An 18076-nucleotide genomic window follows, 5' to 3' on the forward strand; every position below is an offset into this window, starting at 1 on the left:
TGCCCCAGCTTATGGAGGATGCAAAAGATATCTGAGAACAACCACAACAACTTCATTTTCGTGCAGGCTGCTTCATGCAGAGCACATTACCTTCCGTGTCTTTGATCTTGATCAGCCAGCCCACGGTGGGAATTTCACACTTGGGCATAATGACTGTTCCACCAGCAGCCACCACGGCCTTGGCTGTTGCATCAATGTCTTCCACATCGAAAGTGCATTCCAGGCCGTTCAGTTGCAGCCCCGGAACAATTTCATGTCGCATCTGCAAGGCGCCGCATACATCCGTTTCATGCCCGGTGTTGATGGTCAAAAAGCCAGGCGGGCCCCAAGGCTGAAACTTCCACTTCAATACCTTTTCATAAAAGGCCTGTGCACGACCAACATCGTCGGCATGAATCGCAAAGAATGACAGGTTATTCGGCATCGTTTACTCCCTGGAAAATGGCTGCCATGGTTGAACGCATGCTATGATAACCAGCAACGGGTCAGTCTGTCTCTCGATATAACGTCAAAATATGTCGAAAAAGCGACAACCGCTGAAAAAAGGGGCTCACAGCAAGCATGATGAGTGCCTGGTGCGCAGCCTGGCTGTACGTCACTATGCTGCATCGCGTGTGCCCGTACACGCTCACGACTGGCATCAACTGATCTATGCCAGCGAAGGCGTGATGTGGGTGTTTACACTGGGCAAGGAATGGGTGGTGCCGCCCAACCGTGCGGTCTGGGTGCCCGCAGGTGTGCATCACAGCATGGAACTCTCAGCATCGGTGCTGATTCACACACTCTACATCAACCCGGTAGTCAGTGCACCGCTGCCAACCGAGTGCAGTGCGGTGAACATCTCCCCGCTGCTTCGCGAACTGATCCTGCACACTATCTCGCTGGGGTATTTGAAGGAAAGCCACCCCGTTCATGCCAGTCTGATTCCATTTCTGCTCGATCAACTGGGCGATCTGCAATCTGCGGAGTTGTTTCTCCCCATGCCACGGGATGAGCGTGCGTTGCGAGTGGTACATTGGCTCAGGAAGCATCCCGATGATCGTGCATCCATGAAACAGCTTGCCCGACATGCTGCTACCGGCGTGCGTACACTGGAACGGCTGTTTCAACACGAAACTGGCATGTCGCTAGGCAAATGGCGTATGCAATTCCGTCTACTACAGGCGGTTCGTTTGCTCAGTACACGAAATGTATCAATAACGGAGGTCGCCCTGGCGGTAGGCTATGACAGCCCGAGCGCCTTCATCGTCGCCTTCAAACGTTTCTTTGGAACAACACCAAGCCAGTATGTTGATTGACCTAACCCTTACCCACCCAGCCCATCGCTTTGCCGCTGGTACTTCTTAACCGCCAGGAAAGAATGGCTGCATGGTGCTGAATATGCCTGATGTTGACCAGTTGATGTTCCAGCGTGGACATCTGATACCACGGGAAGCCACACTGTGCTGCTGATAAATCGAGTGCATCGACGAGCCGGTCAACATCATCGTAAATGATCTGCCAGTAGGCTTTCAAATCTGCCTGGGAATAAGGTTCACATGGCTTGGGAGGACGATGATTCTCGTGAGCAACAGTGGCAATATAGTTTGCCTCTGGCTGATGCCTGTCCCAGGGGATGAAATCTTCCTGTTTCTGGTGTAGATAGAAATGACAATAAAAAAGCGTGTGGTACGCCACACGCCAGTAGACTGGGCCACCATCGTTCGGCTTGTACCAAAGCTCCTCCGGACATGCTTCGACGACTGCAAGCAATGTCCGGAGTGCAGCACGATACTGCGACTTGAGTGCTGAAGAAACATCCATTTACTTGACCGCAGGCAGGCCAGCTACCACGTTGTCGAGCGGCTTTGCCATTTGGGCCGGATGACCGATCCAGGCAATCTTGCCTTCCTTGTCAACGATGAAGGCACAGGGAATGCCATTCTGACCCGCAGCTTTCAGCCAGTTCTTAGCCATGTGACCATCACTAGACTTTCCATTTTTCTCCACCTTGTCCATAGCTACGCGATAGTTCATCTTGGAACCCATCTGCTTCACAAAGGGAGCTACTTTAGTCTGGTCACGTTCAAACACACTAACCCCGACAAAGACCACCTTGTCGCCATACTTTTTCTGCATCGCAGTCAGCTTGGGAATGTTATCGATGCATGGGCCACACCAGGTCGCCCAGAATTCGATCACATAAATCTGTCCCTGCTGCAGTTGCTTGACAGGTTCACCCTTGAGGAACTTGTTGACTGCAAAATCAGGAGCACTATCGCCAACATTCAAATCTGCTGCACGTGCGTGTAGCGTACACAACATCAAACTCATTAACGCCAAGGTAAGCAAACGATTCATGGTAATCCCCAGGAGAAAGGAACTTGTTGAAAAACTGTAGCATATTCCATTTTGAGATTCAGCAGAAAAATTCTGATTTAGTCTGGAATGGATATCATTCAAGCTACTGTCCCTTTTTCGCCACGTGTTTGTCAAACCAGTCTGAAATGATGACTAGATCTTTATCGATGCCTGCCCACCCGTGGGCCTTGCCCGGTTTAACCACCAGTTCACAAACGACATTGTTCTCCTTAAGCTTAGCGATGATCAGTTCTGCCTGTTGAATGGGAACCAGCTTGTCTGCATCACCATGAATAATCAGCGTTGGAGCATCATCGCTGGTCACGTGATATAAAGGTGAAATCTGCTTACCAACTTCTTTGCGTTTCTCCATGTCATCCACTGGTACAAACCCCTTCTTGCCATCCAGCGTTTGAAAATCAAAAGCAGGCCAGAAACCCTGCAGGATGCCGGTGCCTAGCGCCACTTCCCCCTCTTTGCCATAATTCAGAAAATCGGTGGGTGGAAAGAAACAACCGACTGCAGCAATTCTCGATGAAACACGATCCACGGGGTCCTTGGCTGAAGGATTCCCTTCACGCGATGCACAGCCCATCATCAATGAAAGATGCCCGCCTGCCGAGGCACCCATGATGCCCAGACGATCCGGATCAACGCCATAATCCTTGGCATGGTAGCGAATAAATCGCACTGCCCGGTTCATATCATCCACAATTTCCGGAATGGTGAACTTGGGCTGGCTGCCATGCACCACTGCAAACACTACATACCCACGTGCCAGCATGACATTGAAGAATGCACGGTTGATGGCTTCCTTCGAGGAAAAGAAACCGCCACTCACCACCATGATTACCCCGGCACCATTGCGATTCGCGTTCGGGGTAAACACATCCATCGTGAGTGCCACGCCATACTTTCTTCCGTAAACAATGTCTTCCTTGACCGTTGCTTCCGGTACCTGTGCACGCAGTGAAGACACAACAACCAGCAAGACCAGCAGTGATCGCAACATCATGGGTGCATTCTCTGGGTAAGAGGATGCCTGAGTATAATGTGTTACCCGAGCGGAACAACAAAAAAGGAAAGATCACTTCTCAGCCTGCACTTGTGGAGTTTAGCCAATCTGCTATAGCGCTTCCGAATTTTTGATTACCCGATAAATGAGAAGAGGATCGGGCATGGATGTGGAAGCTGCCATCAGTCAGGTGCTGGAAGATGAAGGCTTATCCAGCGACCTGGACGAGGCTGAAGCCATCACGCTGACCAGTTGGCTGACCAGGGTGGTGAAGACCATTGCCAACGAGACTGCTTCCGATGATGCTGCCTGGAAACTCATTCGCGAGAAGAAACAACTGGCGCGGAAGTTCGCCAAAGTAGTTGCCTGCTTTCGCGACCAAGGACTGGAACCGGCCAGACAACTGGCTGTAACTCAGCAGGTGCGTTGGCCTGAACAGAACCCGGCGAATGCTCATCAATTACTCAAAGCGTTAATTCTATCGACACCGAGCTGAACGTTTTTCAAGGATGAAATCATGGCTCCGTGGATCGCCAAGCCTCTTGCGAACTGGACCCTCAAGCTGCTCAAAAAGCGCGTTGGTGGTGGCTACCTGGCCAATGCCGCCTGGCTGATGGTCTTCATCGCGGGTGGTTTTTCCAGCGGATATTATGGCAACCGTCTGGCGGAATTCGCCTGGAAGCATCGCAAGGAAATTGTACACGCTATTGTCAGCAGGTTGTCACTCGATTTCTCCGGCGATGCGGTCAAGCCTGCCAGTGGCAACCTGGCGATTTACTTTACCGAGCCGGGTGAACAGGCGATGAAGCCGGGCAACATTGCCCAGCAACTGGCTGCCTGCATTGATGAAACCAGCAAGACGCTGGATGTCTGTGCCTTTGAACTCGATAACCAGGTGATTGTTGACGCCCTGGTGCGGGCAGTGGGGCGGGGCGTACGAGTTCGACTGGTCACCGAAACCGATTACCTGGATGAATCAGGCATTGCGGCAATGAAGAAAGTGAACGTACCCATCGTTGATGACCAGCGTGACGGGGCGCTGATGCACAACAAGTTCATGGTGTTCGATCAGAAAAAGGTCTGGACCGGTTCCATGAACTTCACCGAGAACTGTGCCTATAAGAACAACAACCACGGCCTGATGATTCAAAGTGAAGCACTGGCACAGAACTACATGACCAAGTTTACGTGGATGTTTGAAAAGCGAAAGTTTGGCGGCCTGCCCAGCAAGGAAGATCGCATTCCGCATCCCTCCGTCAGCCTGGCAGATGGTACAGTCATCGAGAATTATTTCTCGACGCATGATCGGCCTGCCAACCATGTCATGGAGGTATTGAAGAAAGCCAAACGCTCCATCCATTTCATGGCCTTCAGCTTCACGCATGATGGCATCGGCCAGGAGATGATGAGCAAAGCAATGGCAGGTGTGGATGTGCAGGGCGTGTTCGAGAAATCACAAAGCACCAATGATTATTGTGAATACCACCGCATGCTGCAGGCCAAGCTGCCCGTCTACCTGGATGGCAACTCACGCAATCTGCATCACAAGGTGATCATTATTGATGGTGAGATTGTGATTTGTGGTTCATTCAACTTCAGCAAGAGCGCGGATGAATCGAACGACGAAAACCTGTTGATTATTTACAACGCCGCCGCCGCAAAACAGTTTGAAGCAGAGTTTCAGAAGGTATTGAAGGAGGCGAAAGCTGTTGTGCCTGTGACGCAGTGATGGCGCCAACGCGAACACTGTTCTTCTGAACGCGAACTATGTTCTGTTGTCTGCTGGCTCCAAAGGAGCCTTCGGTGTTAGCCAGGCCCGGAAGGGCCTGGTACGAATATTGAAGGTTGACAAGCTCCGAAGGAGCGCTCGATCAATCCCACATGTAACGTTCGTCGAACTCAATTCCGTGTTTCTCCAGAAACTCCCTCAACTCCTCCTGGAACGATTTGACGCGATGGTGTTCGGCTTGATTCTCGATATAGGCTGCCACTGCATCAATCCCCGACAAACTCACTGAAAACTCCGCGTAGCCCTGCTGCCAGTAGAAGTCTTTCGACTGCGGAAACTCATCATGTATCCAACCTGACGAAATAGATTTCAACTCACCTACCATTTCCGAAGTGGAAATGTCCCGAGCCTGACGAATGAGAAGATGAATATGATCTTCGATGCCACCAATGCGAATCAATTGGCATTTAAGATTGCGCAGGATACCGCCCAGGTAAGGGTAGAAACGATCTGAAACATTGGTTGTGAGGAAACGTTGCATTTCGATCGCTCCTTTGGAGCTTAGCTAACGGCGCGTTCCTTTTCCAGGCCCTTCCGGGCCTGGCTAATACCGGCGGCTCCTTTGGAGCCAAAAGCAAGACTCGTTTGCGTTACAAGGGCTGTAAATGCTTTTGGGCATACCTATGTGACAAGTGTTCTTCTGTTGGCTCCGAAGGAGCCTTCGGCGTTAGCCAGGCCCGGAAGGGCCTGGTTTTGAGGTTGAGAAATTGCAAGCTCTGAAAGAGCGCTTGATAGTCCCCCACAGTCCGTGGAATTCTGATAGTTTTACATCCTTTTCAGTACTTCAAATCCGCCCAAGCCATCATACTTGTCACTCGAATAGTTTAATTCACTCGTTATGTAGTTGTCGTGGTGCTTGTTGATGAGTAGTTTTCGATTCGCTGCATAACCCGTAATGGAGAAGCCGTTCTTCGTTGTCGTCCATTCGCCTACTAATCCCAATGTCATAACTTGTTCACTCTTGTCATCCCCAAGAACTGTAAAGTTGGCTGAAATGGTTGCTTTATGTCGCTTGAACAATTTGATGGTGAGTGATCGCTTGTTTGCATTTGCGACGAAGCAATGCTGCAAGTTCAATCGAGAGGTAGGCCAGCATTGATAAACAATTACAGGTAACGCGATAAGAAAGGTGAGAGTGCTGAAATCGACAAACAGTGCAATCCAAGCGTATGGACGCGTTCCTGGGAGAAGCAGCAATCCAAAGAGAAGCAATAGACTGCCAACGAATGGAATTGGAGAAACAAAGCCCTTCTTACGCCATGATAATACTGGAGTGCTCCAATTCACCAGAGCTACCAGTCCTCCTAGCGCAATCAGTATGTATGCAACGACATTCATAATGATTGACAATCACTTGGAGGTAAATCCTCCCTAATACCCCATCAGAATCTCATCCAACTCAAAATCAATAAACGACTTGAAGCCGCCGTCAATTAACTCTTTGCCCAGCTTGGTGACGCTCTTGTAGTAGCGGTCGCTGGGACGTTGCCCGGTGAGCTTGCGGGTTAAATCCTGGCAGGCGATGTCGGCGGATTTCTGGAGAATCTCGTCATTCTGTCGGCCGCCGTAGAGCGCGGTACACAAAATGGTGATGGCATCCTGCACTCTTTGCGAGAGTTCAGCCATGCGGCACTGGCGATCTGCCAGGGCAAGCTGATGGGTTCGCATCGTGGTGCTGATATCAACGCCGGCTTTGTTGAGCCAATCGACTGCAAACTCAGCATGGCCACGCAAGGCATCGGGCATGATGGGCAGTGGTGCTTTGGTTTTGCCACTGGTTTTCTGAGCCATCATCCATTTGCTGTACTCCCACAGTGGGCCTTTGAGCGCCCAGAGATGTGCGGGGTTGGCGAAGTTTGGCTTGCGGATGCCGAGCTTGGCGAGTGTCTTACCAATCGGCTCGAAGAACTGGGTACCATGCTGCTTGACGAGCGATTTGAAGAACGCCATGCCGAGCATTTCGCCTTCGCCTTCGTAAATACACGGAGCGAGGAACTCGTGGACGTTGTCGCCGAAAATGTGGCCATGCAGGAAGGCCCGTCCGCCGTGCGTCTTCATGAAGAGTTCGATGGCGGCTTCCTTCTGCGATTCGCTGCCGAAGATCTTGGCGATAATACATTCCATTTCGCCACGATAACCCTGATCAATCAGACCGGAACACCAGGCAACGAGCGAATCGCTGGCAATAGTAAGCCCAGCCAGGCGACCCAGGCGGCGTTGTACCAACTCACGCGTGGCAATGGGCTGGCTGTACGTCACACGGTAACGCGACCAGGGCATCATGCTTGCCATCATCACCCGCATCTGCCCTGCAGCGCCGGCACACAAGGCAACACGGCCTAGGTTGAGCCCGTGGTAAGCAATGGTCAAGCCGTCGCCTCGTGTCGGGGTTAGCAGGTTGTCTGCGGGCACTTTCAGGTCTTTGAAGATCATGCCCTGGTTGTGCGTATGCTTCAGTGCATGCAAGCCATACTTCTTGATCTGGAACTGTGCGTTCTCTTCCTTAGGCAAATCAACAATGAGCACCGCAGGCTTGTTTTCAATCAGGCAGACCAGACCGATGGTACGGCCCGGCACCACATTGGTAATGAAGAGCTTCTCGCCATTAACGAGATAATAATCGCCTGCCTTGGTAGCAGTGGTCTTGAGTGCAGTCAAATCGCTGCCTGCACAGGGTTCAGTAAGTGCGAAAGCACTGAGGCGTTTGCCGGAAGCAAGATCAGGCAGGAAACGCTGTTTCTGTTCTTCGGTGCCGAACGTACGGAGTGGATCAACCGCGCCGATGCACCCATGCACGCTGGCCAGGCCGGAAACGGTGGCATCTGCCAGCGACATGCGAGTGAGAAAGCGGGCGAAGGCAGCGAAAGGCAAACCCGTACCGCCATACTTCTTATCAACGAGCAAGCCCCAGTAACCAACGCTGCCGAGTTCCTCAAAGACCTGCGGAGTGATTTTCTTATTGGAATCCATCAGCGTTTTGGCTGATCGGTGTTTGCGGATCACCTCGACGGAGGAGTCCATCACCTTCTGGGCATCTGCAGTGACGGTTGGCTCAGTGCTGACGAAGAGATCGATAGGCACGCCGTTATCCCACACAGCCCGGTGTGCCGGACTAGCGGTGGTCTGAAAGCGGGCCGCGAACATCGCTTCGACGTTGTCATCTGCCTTGTCGATAGCGCCAGTGCGGCGGGCTTCGTCTTCCGATTTGCCTCCCAACTTGAGAGCGGTTTCCGCAAAGGATGCTTTGGCTTCATCAAGAACAGCGGGGCCACGATCATTATTCATGAGATTATCCTTCGCCGGGTGTCAAAATGCAGGGCATACGGAGATCATAGCCCGCAATTCAGTGGTGACAATAAGTGGGTATAGTGTAACAGAGGGGCAAGTGGGTACAAGGGGGGGCATGTCATTCGAGAGATCGCCCGGACAGGAAACGAGCATTGTCTTGACACTCATCCAGTTAACGTCTAGATTCGTGAAGTCCATTTGATCGAGTTTGAAATGACATCTCTGGAAAAACGCAAACGAAAACGGATGTGGCTCAAGCTTATCAGAAAATGGCAAACTGAGCCGATTGACCGTTCATACTGGCAGATTTCGACGCTTGAAGACCCTGCTGTTGTGTCGGAAAATCTGGCTCACCTTTCTGTCTATGAGCGTCTTGAACACTTGATGCGCCTACGCTGGATGAACTATGGACCCGACGCCCTTTACGGACGACTGGAAAGAGTTTTTGCGATTGGCGAACTTGAACCGGCTCCGCTACCTCGTCGTCGGCGGCGTGGCAATGGTTCTGCACGGCCTGGTGCGCGCTACCGCTGACATTGATATCTGGATCGACAATCGGCCCGCGAATATCCGCAAGTTGAAGACGGTGCTTACCGAGTTTGGTTTTAATATGCTGGCTGATAAACTTCCGAAACAATTTTCCTCACGTCAGGCGCTATTTCTTGGTAAGCCGCCTTATCGCATTGATGTGTTATCAGGAATCAGCGGAACGCTCTTTTCTCAAGCTTATCGCGCCAAGGTCATTATCAAGATTCACGATCTGACTATCCCTGTCGTCGGGTTGAACGAGCTGATGCAAAACAAAAAGGCAGCAGGCCGCCTGAAAGACAAGGCCGATGTTGAATTGATCAAGCAGTTGCGGCAACAACGCTCTAACAAAGGGTTCAGAGAGCGTCCTTGATCAATGAATTTCAACTATCACGTCTTTCATTTTCTTGAAGTCTGTGTCAAACGTTGCTACCGGGAGCTGGTTACTCGCAGCATGGGCAGCAATCAGGCAATCGACGAAGTGAAGGTTGCTCTGGGAATAGCGGCTCAGGGCATCGAGATTCACGGGCAACTCACTGATTTCAACACCTCGTGTTTTAATGAGTTGCGATAAGACCTCTGCAATATCACGCCGAGAGCACTGATAGAAGGACTGCAGTAGGAAGACGCACTCGGCCAGCACTGCGGGAAGTATCACGAGAACCAGTTCCTGCCGATCACATGCTTCAAAGAGCTGATTGGCAACCTTTGCATGGCGGGGATGATCCTGCACGAGATACCGGACAATGACGTTGGTATCGACCAGGCGACGCTGACTCATTTCGCCTGGCTCCGCAGGTACTCACGGGCAGCGGCTTCACGAATTTGGCCAATGGAAAAATGCTTACCCTTCTTGCTGGCCAGGGCGCCCTTGAGAGACTTGGCGTTAGGTTGAACGCGAATAATAGCATGATCGCCCTGGACAATGTACTCCAGCCTGTCACCGGGCATGATGTGCAACGATTCCCGAACCTGGTTTGGGATAGTAGTCTGCCCTTTCTTGGTGAGTGTGGAATGCAGCATGGAATCGCCTTACTTTTCTAAAATGCCTTACATTGTAATTATGCCTAGTTTAATGCATGGGTCAAGAGCATAAGACTGATAGTTTTGTAGAGTTATTTGCGTTGCTCCTCGGTACCACTGGTGATCGCCAGGGAGGGTCGTACAGGTTCCACCGACGCACTGTCCAGAAAGTGAATTTTGTCATGCATCCCTGCGCAGACCAGATAACGTCCATCCGGGCTGAACTTCAGCACAGAAGGAAGCAGATTCAGTCGAACTGAATAGAGTTCCTGCCCTAGTTCAGCATCCCAGAAGTGCATTTGGCCATTCTCTGCAACGGTGACGTATCGTTTATCATCTTTGGTGAGTGCAACAGCTATAGCTCGCTGGGCATGGGCTTTATGTTTGAATATCTTTTTGCCATCCGTCAACAACCACATGCTTACTTCACCACCTGCAGAAAAGGCAACCAGCCTGCTTTTGTCTCGTGTGATATCAAAGCTGACGATTACCTCGTAGTCTGGCATCAGAGTTTTGCGTGGTTGACCTGTCTCGATATCCCACAGGATGATTTCCCTGGCTGAAGAAATGAGGGTTGGTGAATCGTACAGCCAACGCATACAGGAGATTAAACCATTGGCTTTGTGTCCTCGAAGCGTTTTCACGAGTTTGCCATCACGGACGTTTCGCAGTTGTATATCTGTTTCGCTGACAGCGATGGCAATCAAATCGCCTTCAGGCTGAAAACAGAGCGGCCGTTTCCAGGAGACTTTACCCAGATTTTCGATCGAGATAACCTCCTTGAATGTTTTCGTATCCCAGATTTTTACAGTGGTAGCACCCCAGGTTGATGCCAGTAAGCTTCCATTCGGATGATATACCAGATCGCCACGATTCTGCCTGGGATAACCTTTGTCACCATGAACAGCCAGAACTTTTCGGGTTTTCATATCCCAGAATTTGACTGAGTATTCACCGGCTGCCGTTGCAAATGTTTCACCAGAAGGATGAAACGCCAAATCGTGATAAGTGATAATCTCGTCCGTCAATTGAAACCCACCGAGGTCTGCGTGAGCAGGCCAGGCGCGAATGGTTCGATCGGTACCGCTCGAATAGATCAACTTATCGTCAGGGCTGTAAGCAACGCACCTGACAGAAGACGCATGTCCTCGAATAATTCTGGAATAGGTTCCCTTAACCAGATCCCAAATTTTCAGGGTTTGATCATCTCCACCTGATATTAACTGCGTATTGTCCTGATTGAATTGCAGCTTGTTGACAATGTCCGTACTCCCCTGCATTTCGAGCATTGGCTTCTTAGAACTTTTTTCCCAGACGCGTATGACCCTGCCATGATTGGTGGCCCCGGCAATGTACTTTCCATCGGCAGAAGCAGTCACGCACCATGTGCCACTGATAGGTTCTGTTCGGCCCTTCAGTGTTTCAAGAAGTTTGCCTTCCTGATCATCCCAGATAGTTATCCCCTGCTGCCACTGTCCCACCACGAGACCCTTTTCCGCATACGCCAGACTGAACGCATCACCAGCTGGTAATCGTCGCAGTTCTTTGCCTGTCTCAACATTCCAGATGGCAATTTCCGGCTCGCGACCACTGCATGCCAGGCGACTACCATCGCGACTGAATGCGATGGATAAAAGCTCGGTCGATTCGATGGTGAGTGTGTGAATTAATTCACCTGAAACCAGGTTCCAGATCTTCACTTCCTTTTTTTCTTTTTTGTCTGTCTGCGGACCATACATGGTAGCCAGGCGTGTGCCTTCCCTGTTGATGACCAGACGCCGAATGGGACCGGCATGAGCTGGCCATCGTTTCAGTTCTGTTCCATTCTCAGCGTCATAGAAAACGATATCTTTGGACTGTCCCGCGATAATCTGTTTGCCATCACGGCTGAGCACAAATTCCTGCCAGCCACCCCTGGGTGTAGGGATTTCCAAGGCATTGCCGCCGCACAGGCGTTTCAGGTAATACCATTCCCAACCTCGCAGATGCTCCGGACTTTGTTCGAGAAGTTCACGTGTGCGGGCAACATTGTTAGCCGCCAGTTCGCGGGCAGCCAGTGGGATGCGGTAGACATAAGAGGTTTTCTGTTCGCGTGCCAGCGCATCCGTGAGTTGCTGGCGGGCAGAAGATTCCTTGACCAGCAATTCACTGGTGGTTTTCTGTTCTTTTTTCAGTTCATCGTAAGCAATATCTCTCAGATCAATCTGTTCCGTGATTTGACGCACATGATACCAGACGCCAACCATCGCAGCCAGGACAGCCAGTAGCGTAACGGCGAACAACGCTGCGACAGCAGGTCGTCGTTTAACCCACTTCATCGCACGTTCCATCCAGCCGGCGGGCCTCGCTTGTATCGGCTTTCCATCTATCCACCGTTGCAGGTCATCAGCCAGTTCCCCTGAAGATGCATACCGTCGCCCCGGTTCCTTCTCCAGACACTTCACACAGATCGTCTCCAGATCACGATCCAGCGTTGGCACCAAGCTGCGGGGATTGGCAGGTGTCTCTTCACGCAGTTGCCTCAACACTTCCAGGAGCGTTTGCCCCTGGTGCGGTGTGCGACCCGTCAAGCGTTCATACAAAATGACTCCCAGGGCATAAGTATCTACAGCGGTGGTGAGACCTTTTTTGCCGTTGGCTTGTTCGGGAGCCATGTAGCGAGGCGTGCCGATGACGTCGCCGGTTTCGGAGAGGGAGACCTGGGCATCAACGCGCTTGGCCAGGCCGAAGTCGGCAACGTAATGGATGCTGGCATCATCAACGAGGATGTTGCCTGGCTTGAGATCGCGGTGCAACACGCCACGCTGGTGGGCGAAGTGGACAGCTTTGGCGATGGTAAGCAACCGGGCCGCTTCGGTTCGGGCATCGCTGCGGTCTACCTTGGCCAGCGACTTGCCTTCGATGAACTTCATGGCCAGGTATTGCCTGCCATCGTGGGTGCCGATTTCATAGATGGGCACAATGTTGGGATGATCGAGCCCTGCAGCAGCCTCAGCTTCAGCCTGGAAACGGGCAGCGTCTTTGGCGTTGGCATGTTCGCCCTTGAGCAGCATCTTGAGAGCAACAAGACGCGAGAGTGAAACCTGCCTGGCTTTGTAGACGATGCCCATGCCGCCGCGAGCGATTTCTTCGAGCAGCTCGTAGTCGCCAAAGTAACAAACCGTGGGCAGTGTGCCGGGAGGAGTGTCGGTGTAGTCGGACGTGTTGGGACCAGCCACTCGTAGCGAGGCAGCGCCACGATCCACGCGGTCGAAGTCGGCGAAGAACCGACGCAGTTCCTCGGCATAGCCCGGATGCTGAGCAAGCAGTTCTTCCCGGCTCGGCACCTTGCCCGCTTCGATAGCCTGCAGATACTCGGCAATCAGGCGATCTATTGAATGATTACTGGTGGGCGGCAACGTCTCGTTCATGTCTTGTCTCCCAGATGTTCCCGCAGTTCAGCCAAGCCTCGCCTTAGGAGAGCGACGACGGCGGGAACAGTGCGGCCGCTCTGCTCGGCAATCTGCTGCAATGTTCGACCCTGCAAATGCTTCTGCACCACCACATCTCGATAGTGTTCCGGCAACAGGGCTAGCGCATCTGCCAGCCGAAGCAGTTCTTCGTTCTTCTCAACCCGCTGGCTGGGGCTTGATTGATCGGCAGCAAGCCAGGATGCCAGACCACTGGAAGACCGGTCAAACTCAGCTTCGATAGATCGCTCCAAGGCCAGGTCGCGCTTGTCTCGCTGATAATGCTTCATGGCATCGGCCAGGGTGCGGGCAAGAATCTTTCGCAGCCAGGCGCTGAGAACCGCTGGCTGGCGATCGCGCAGATCATCAAAAGCCAGGTGTGCACGCAGCAGCGCCTGTTGCACCAAGTCTGCCGGATCGAGCTTACCACGCAATTGCGGATCAAGATGCACCTGGGCCAATAGCATCAGGTACTGGCGATAGGGTTCCAGGGCATCCGGCGGATCGGCCACAGTTGCCTCAATGAGGGGTTGAGGGGTCGGGGGACAGATCATTTCCCCGGTTTCTTTGCTCCTATGCAAAGAGACGACAGGTCGGGGACAATTATCCTCGAAAAGATGCCCAATAGCGACAGAAAGTCGTTTTCATTAAAAAACCGCCGGGGATCAACCCCGGCGGCTTTTGTGTGGAACTGGTTGCAGAAGTTATTTAGCTTCCTTCTCAAACTTCCTGCGGTACTCCTTCTGATCGTTCTCCCATTCTTCCTCTTCTTCTTCCGAGAGACGGAGTGTGCCGGGGAGAGTGGGGTCGCCTTCGACGGTGACGGTCTGTTTGTATTCCTTGCCATCGACGGTCAAGACAACGCCATAGGTACCTGGGGGCAGGACGCCGCCTCGGCCACCGAAGCCGCCGAAACCACCACCACCCATGCCAACGGGGCCTTGAGCCTGGCCTGCGGTGCCAGTAGCCTGGGTAGCAGCGCCACCACCACCAGCAGTGCCAGCCTGGCCACCGCGTCGGCCTCCACCACCCGCTTGGCTAGCTTGGCCAGCCTGAGCGGTGCCGCCTTGTGCTTCACTCGTAGAAGCAGTGCCACGGCCACCACCGCCACCTGCACCACCACCACGTCGGCCGCCGGTGCCTCCACCACCTCCCTGCAGCAGGCCGGACAGCGGGTTGCCTATACTGCGGGTCAGACTCCAGGTCATCTTGTGCAAGCCGGCTTCCTTGGGAACGCGAGTCAGTTCGCTGACCAGGTCTCCCTTGGCATCAGTGATCTTCAGACTGACCTGCTCAGCTGGCTTGCTGAGGTTGAAGTAAATCTGAGCGCCAAATGGTGCGCTTTCGCCGGTGTATCGGCGAACGGTGCCGCCACGGCTTGGTTCCGAGCGATAACGAATCACCGTGTGAGGCTGATAGAGATGTGCATCGGCTTTCACCGTGGCAGGTTTCATCTGTCGCAAGGCTCCCACATCGAGTACCCATAAGCTGCGCCCGTGCGTTGCTGCGACGATTTCGCCAGCCGTGGGGTGCACTGCAATTTCATGCACTGCTACCGTGGGCAGGTTATTGTTGATCTTCGTCCAGCTCAGACCTCGGTCAATCGATGCATAAATGTTGAACTCGGTGCCACAGTAAAGAAGATCAGGGTTGCTGATATCTTCACGCAGGCAGCGGGTGGAACCGAAGCTGGGCAGATTCGCCATGATCGGCTTCCAGGTCGCGCCGAAATCTTCCGTGACATAGATGTAAGGCTTGTCATCATTGCTGCGGTGAGCATCGAAGCAGACATAAGCCCGGCCATCTTCAAAGCGTGATGCTTCGATGGTGGCCACCCAGCGGTCGCCAGGCAAACCAATGTTCTTGGTGACGTTGGTCCATTCCTTGCCACCATCTTTCGTGACCCAGACGTAACCATCGTCGGTGCCAGCCCAGAGGATATCGCCATTGCGACGCGATTCGGAAATCGCAGTACCGCTGCCTCGCTTGGATTTGGTTAACTCCGGAGAAATAATCTTCAGATCGTTGCCTCGATCAGTGGATTTGAAGACAAATTGCCCCACGCAGTAAAACACCTTCTGGTTCTTGCTGGAAAGGATGAACGGCGTGTTCCAGTTGAAACGATAGGTGGTTACACCCTGCTGTGCACGTGGTCTCTGGAAACCTCGCTCACCTGTCTTGATGTTGCGACGCATCATTGCGCCGTTCTGGCTTTCCGCATAGACCCAGTCAGGGTCGTCCTGATCGACCTGACAGACGAAGCCATCGCCGCCGTTAATGCTCATCCAGTCTTCGTTGACCGAGCCGCCGGGTCGGGTGACGGAACTGGGGCCGCCCCAGGAACCGTTATCCTGCAAACCACCATATACATAGTAAGGCACGCGGGTATCGGTCGCGACATGGTAGAACTGCCCCATGGCCATGGAGTTCAGGTGATCAACGTTCTGCAGCCTATCTCGGCTGACATAGACACCACCATCGCAGCCTACCAGAATATGCCTGCTGTCGCGGGAATCGATCCAGAGGGCATGATGATCGGCATGCACCTGGCGCGCGATATTGGCCCGGAAGGTTTTGCCACCATCCTGCGACCAATGCATGGAGATGCCACCAACGTAGACGATGTTCTCATTGGTGGGATCAACACGAATCAGGGTGAAGTACATGGGGCGAGGATTCAGGCTGTTGACCCGTTTCCAGCTTTCACCACCATCGGTGCTCTTGTAAATGCCACCATATTCATGGCCATCAGGGCCCTGGCGATCCTGAATGTTTTCACGTTGACCACCATAGTAAGCAGCGTAGGGACGGTTACGAGTCGGGCCACCGGGGCCACCACCGAAAGCACCTGCTCCACCAGCAGCGGCCTGGCCAGCAGCCGGTGCAGGAACATTACCGGGACGCGCAGTTAATGTAACTTCGACTTCTTTGGTTTCACTGCCCCGCTTGTATTTCACTTTGACCTTGTCGCCTGGCTTCTTGTTGCGCACGCGGACTTCGAGAGCGTTGTAGCCGAGCAGATCACGGCCATCGAAGGCGGTAATGATGTCGCCAACTTTCAGACCAGCTTTGTCAGCAGGGCCATCCTTGATGATCTCCGTTACCTTGGCGCCGTCTTCTTCAGCATTCACGCCAATCAGGCCAAGGAAAGTGTTGGACTGTGCAGCCGTCGTGGTAGTGGTTTGTGCAGCAGCCTGTTCACTGCCAGGAGGGCCACCACTTGGGCCACGAGCCTGGCGCTCCATGAGCGTCACTTCCACTTCCTTGGTATCGTTGCCTCGTTTGTACTTCACTTTCAGCTTGTCGTTGACTTTCTTATCCAGCACGATGTTGGAGATATCTTCCATCTCGGCCACTTTCTTGCCATCCACTTCCAGAATGACATCGTCGGCCTGCAGGCCTGCTTTGGCTGCAGAGCGTTCTTCACGCACCATCACCAGCTTGACACCGCCTTCGCCCGCCTGGCCAAAGGCCCCAAAATCGCCCTGGCCGGTGCCTGCTGCTGGCGGTGTACCCATGCCGATCTTCTGGCAATCAATCACTGCATACAGAATCTTGGGATCCTTGCGGTAGTAATCGATACCGATGCGGCCAAACTGATTCGTTGGCAGCCCCTTGGTGAGTTTCTTAAAATTCTTGCCTCCATCAGTCGTCTTGTAGAGACCAGCATTGGGGCCCCATTTCACGATGGGATCGTAGCCGTCGTAGCCATCAGCAATGCCTCCTCCGAGGGTGGAATCATACTCATCGCGTTTGCGTTCCCACATGGCAACGATCAGTGTTTCTGGATTGGATGGATCCATCTGCATATCGATGACGCCTGTCTTGTCATCGAGATAAAAAATCTTGTCCCACGATTTGCCGCCATCGGTGGTCTTGTAAAGACCTCGTTCAGGGTTGGGGCCGTAACAGCGACCGAGAGCGCCTACATAAACGATGTCAGGATTCTTGGGATGAACGATCACCTTGCCGATCTGGTAGGTTTCCTTCAGGCCCATGTTCTTCCAGGTTTTGCCGCCATCGGTACTCTTGTAAACACCATCGCCGTAGCTAACTGAGTTGCGAGGGTTGGCTTCGCCGGTGCCTACCCAGACGATGTTCTTGTCGGAAGGAGCTACACACACATCGCCCACGGAGATGGTGGCTTCCTTATCGAACTGATGTTCAAACGTGTTGCCATAGTTATCGGTGCGAAGCAGGCCGCCCGATGCGGTAGCTACCCAATAGGTTGCAGGGTCTGCTTCATAGACACTGATCGCCGTGATGCGGCCTGACATGTTGGCTGGACCGATGCTCCGCCACTTGAACTGCTTGGTCCAATCCTGAGGCAACGACAATGCTGATGCAGGTTCAGCCTTCTTGGCAGAAGCAGCTTTCAATTCAGCCAGCTTCTTTTGCATCTCGGTAATCTGCTTTTCCAGTTCCTTGGCTTCATCCTGTTTGGCTTGTTGAGGAGAAGCAATGGGGTCCTGGGCAATCAACAAACAAGCGGTCAGCAATGCAGCAATAGCTGCAATCCACGGCTGGCGTTTCACAGTGTGTCTCCGAACTAGTCAATTCACGGTGTCACTCAAGTGAGGACGATATTAACGTGCTGATTGTGAAAAGTCTCGCAAGTTACCCGATCTCCCATACTCTTCTCAT

16 protein-coding genes are annotated in these 18076 nt (G+C 52.8%); 4 read left to right on the forward strand and 12 right to left on the reverse strand.

Annotation, left to right across the window (positions count from 1 at the left end):
• Positions 1 to 52: 52 nt before the first annotated feature.
• Positions 53 to 424 carry a VOC family protein gene (locus tag JNJ77_03945; GenBank protein MBL8821717.1) on the reverse strand — a complete coding sequence of 124 codons (372 nt, stop codon included), beginning with the start codon at positions 422 to 424 and terminating at the stop codon, positions 53 to 55.
• Positions 425 to 515: 91 nt separating this feature from the next.
• Between JNJ77_03945 and JNJ77_03950 the strand changes: the two genes are divergently transcribed.
• A complete protein-coding gene (locus JNJ77_03950) occupies positions 516 to 1298 on the forward strand; it encodes a helix-turn-helix transcriptional regulator (GenBank protein MBL8821718.1) in 783 nt (260 codons plus the stop codon).
• Between the two features lies 1 nt (position 1299).
• Here the strand turns inward: JNJ77_03950 and JNJ77_03955 are convergent, their stop codons facing one another.
• The 3 genes from JNJ77_03955 to JNJ77_03965 form a co-directional block, all read right to left on the reverse strand.
• Positions 1300 to 1803 (reverse strand): DinB family protein, encoded by a 504-nt coding sequence (locus JNJ77_03955; protein MBL8821719.1) that lies wholly within the window; start codon positions 1801 to 1803, stop codon positions 1300 to 1302.
• Positions 1804 to 2340: a TlpA family protein disulfide reductase gene (locus tag JNJ77_03960; GenBank protein ID MBL8821720.1), complete on the reverse strand. Its 537-nt coding sequence runs from the start codon at positions 2338 to 2340 to the stop codon at positions 1804 to 1806.
• 103 nt (positions 2341 to 2443) lie between these two features.
• Positions 2444 to 3355, reverse strand: coding sequence for an alpha/beta hydrolase (locus tag JNJ77_03965; protein ID MBL8821721.1), 912 nt, complete (start codon positions 3353 to 3355; stop codon positions 2444 to 2446).
• A 163-nt stretch (positions 3356 to 3518) separates the two neighbouring features.
• Between JNJ77_03965 and JNJ77_03970 the strand changes: the two genes are divergently transcribed.
• The gene (locus JNJ77_03970; protein MBL8821722.1) at positions 3519 to 3851 is read left to right on the forward strand and encodes a hypothetical protein; all 333 of its coding nucleotides are present in this window, start codon (positions 3519 to 3521) and stop codon (positions 3849 to 3851) included.
• A 21-nt stretch (positions 3852 to 3872) separates the two neighbouring features.
• Positions 3873 to 5084, forward strand: coding sequence for a hypothetical protein (locus JNJ77_03975; GenBank protein MBL8821723.1), 1212 nt, complete (start codon positions 3873 to 3875; stop codon positions 5082 to 5084).
• Between the two features lie 142 nt (positions 5085 to 5226).
• On the opposite strand, the gene JNJ77_03980 is transcribed toward JNJ77_03975, so the two are convergent.
• The 3 genes from JNJ77_03980 to JNJ77_03990 form a co-directional block, all read right to left on the reverse strand.
• Positions 5227 to 5625, reverse strand: a complete 399-nt coding sequence (locus JNJ77_03980) for a transposase (protein ID MBL8821724.1) — start codon at positions 5623 to 5625, stop codon at positions 5227 to 5229.
• Between the two features lie 284 nt (positions 5626 to 5909).
• Complete coding sequence (locus tag JNJ77_03985) at positions 5910 to 6482, reverse strand: hypothetical protein (GenBank protein ID MBL8821725.1); 573 nt, start codon at positions 6480 to 6482, stop codon at positions 5910 to 5912.
• 33 nt (positions 6483 to 6515) lie between these two features.
• Positions 6516 to 8429, reverse strand: coding sequence for an acyl-CoA/acyl-ACP dehydrogenase (locus JNJ77_03990; protein ID MBL8821726.1), 1914 nt, complete (start codon positions 8427 to 8429; stop codon positions 6516 to 6518).
• A 409-nt stretch (positions 8430 to 8838) separates the two neighbouring features.
• Between JNJ77_03990 and JNJ77_03995 the strand changes: the two genes are divergently transcribed.
• Entirely contained in the window at positions 8839 to 9333 is a 495-nt protein-coding gene (locus JNJ77_03995) for a hypothetical protein (GenBank protein ID MBL8821727.1), read from the forward strand.
• Here the strand turns inward: JNJ77_03995 and JNJ77_04000 are convergent, their stop codons facing one another.
• From JNJ77_04000 to JNJ77_04020, 5 genes are all read right to left on the reverse strand, one after another.
• Positions 9334 to 9741 carry a PIN domain-containing protein gene (locus JNJ77_04000; protein MBL8821728.1) on the reverse strand — a complete coding sequence of 136 codons (408 nt, stop codon included), beginning with the start codon at positions 9739 to 9741 and terminating at the stop codon, positions 9334 to 9336. It lies immediately after the preceding gene.
• Entirely contained in the window at positions 9738 to 9983 is a 246-nt protein-coding gene (locus JNJ77_04005) for a type II toxin-antitoxin system PrlF family antitoxin (protein MBL8821729.1), read from the reverse strand. The genes JNJ77_04000 and JNJ77_04005 overlap by 4 nt, the downstream gene beginning before the upstream one ends.
• 92 nt (positions 9984 to 10075) lie before the next feature.
• The gene (locus JNJ77_04010) at positions 10076 to 13393 is read right to left on the reverse strand and encodes a protein kinase (GenBank protein ID MBL8821730.1); all 3318 of its coding nucleotides are present in this window, start codon (positions 13391 to 13393) and stop codon (positions 10076 to 10078) included.
• On the reverse strand, positions 13390 to 13944 hold the full coding sequence (locus JNJ77_04015; protein ID MBL8821731.1) for a sigma-70 family RNA polymerase sigma factor: 555 nt from the start codon (positions 13942 to 13944) through the stop codon (positions 13390 to 13392). The genes JNJ77_04010 and JNJ77_04015 overlap by 4 nt, the downstream gene beginning before the upstream one ends.
• Positions 13945 to 14136: 192 nt before the next feature.
• A complete protein-coding gene (locus JNJ77_04020) occupies positions 14137 to 17967 on the reverse strand; it encodes a PDZ domain-containing protein (protein MBL8821732.1) in 3831 nt (1276 codons plus the stop codon).
• Positions 17968 to 18076 lie beyond the last annotated feature (109 nt).

The organism is Planctomycetia bacterium (assembly GCA_016795155.1).
Taxonomy (GTDB): Bacteria; Planctomycetota; Planctomycetia; order Gemmatales; family HRBIN36; genus JAEUIE01.

What these genes read in the sequence shown, in the direction of transcription:
- JNJ77_03945 (MBL8821717.1), bottom strand. Translation starts at nt 424, where the DNA reads ATGCCGAATAACCTGTCATTCTTTGCGATTCATGCCGACGATGTTGGT.
- JNJ77_03950 (MBL8821718.1), top strand. Translation starts at nt 516, where the DNA reads ATGTCGAAAAAGCGACAACCGCTGAAAAAAGGGGCTCACAGCAAGCAT.
- JNJ77_03955 (MBL8821719.1), bottom strand. Translation starts at nt 1,803, where the DNA reads ATGGATGTTTCTTCAGCACTCAAGTCGCAGTATCGTGCTGCACTCCGG.
- JNJ77_03960 (MBL8821720.1), bottom strand. Translation starts at nt 2,340, where the DNA reads ATGAATCGTTTGCTTACCTTGGCGTTAATGAGTTTGATGTTGTGTACG.
- JNJ77_03965 (MBL8821721.1), bottom strand. Translation starts at nt 3,355, where the DNA reads ATGATGTTGCGATCACTGCTGGTCTTGCTGGTTGTTGTGTCTTCACTG.
- JNJ77_03970 (MBL8821722.1), top strand. Translation starts at nt 3,519, where the DNA reads ATGGATGTGGAAGCTGCCATCAGTCAGGTGCTGGAAGATGAAGGCTTA.
- JNJ77_03975 (MBL8821723.1), top strand. Translation starts at nt 3,873, where the DNA reads ATGGCTCCGTGGATCGCCAAGCCTCTTGCGAACTGGACCCTCAAGCTG.
- JNJ77_03980 (MBL8821724.1), bottom strand. Translation starts at nt 5,625, where the DNA reads ATGCAACGTTTCCTCACAACCAATGTTTCAGATCGTTTCTACCCTTAC.
- JNJ77_03985 (MBL8821725.1), bottom strand. Translation starts at nt 6,482, where the DNA reads ATGAATGTCGTTGCATACATACTGATTGCGCTAGGAGGACTGGTAGCT.
- JNJ77_03990 (MBL8821726.1), bottom strand. Translation starts at nt 8,429, where the DNA reads ATGAATAATGATCGTGGCCCCGCTGTTCTTGATGAAGCCAAAGCATCC.
- JNJ77_03995 (MBL8821727.1), top strand. Translation starts at nt 8,839, where the DNA reads ATGGACCCGACGCCCTTTACGGACGACTGGAAAGAGTTTTTGCGATTG.
- JNJ77_04000 (MBL8821728.1), bottom strand. Translation starts at nt 9,741, where the DNA reads ATGAGTCAGCGTCGCCTGGTCGATACCAACGTCATTGTCCGGTATCTC.
- JNJ77_04005 (MBL8821729.1), bottom strand. Translation starts at nt 9,983, where the DNA reads ATGCTGCATTCCACACTCACCAAGAAAGGGCAGACTACTATCCCAAAC.
- JNJ77_04010 (MBL8821730.1), bottom strand. Translation starts at nt 13,393, where the DNA reads ATGAACGAGACGTTGCCGCCCACCAGTAATCATTCAATAGATCGCCTG.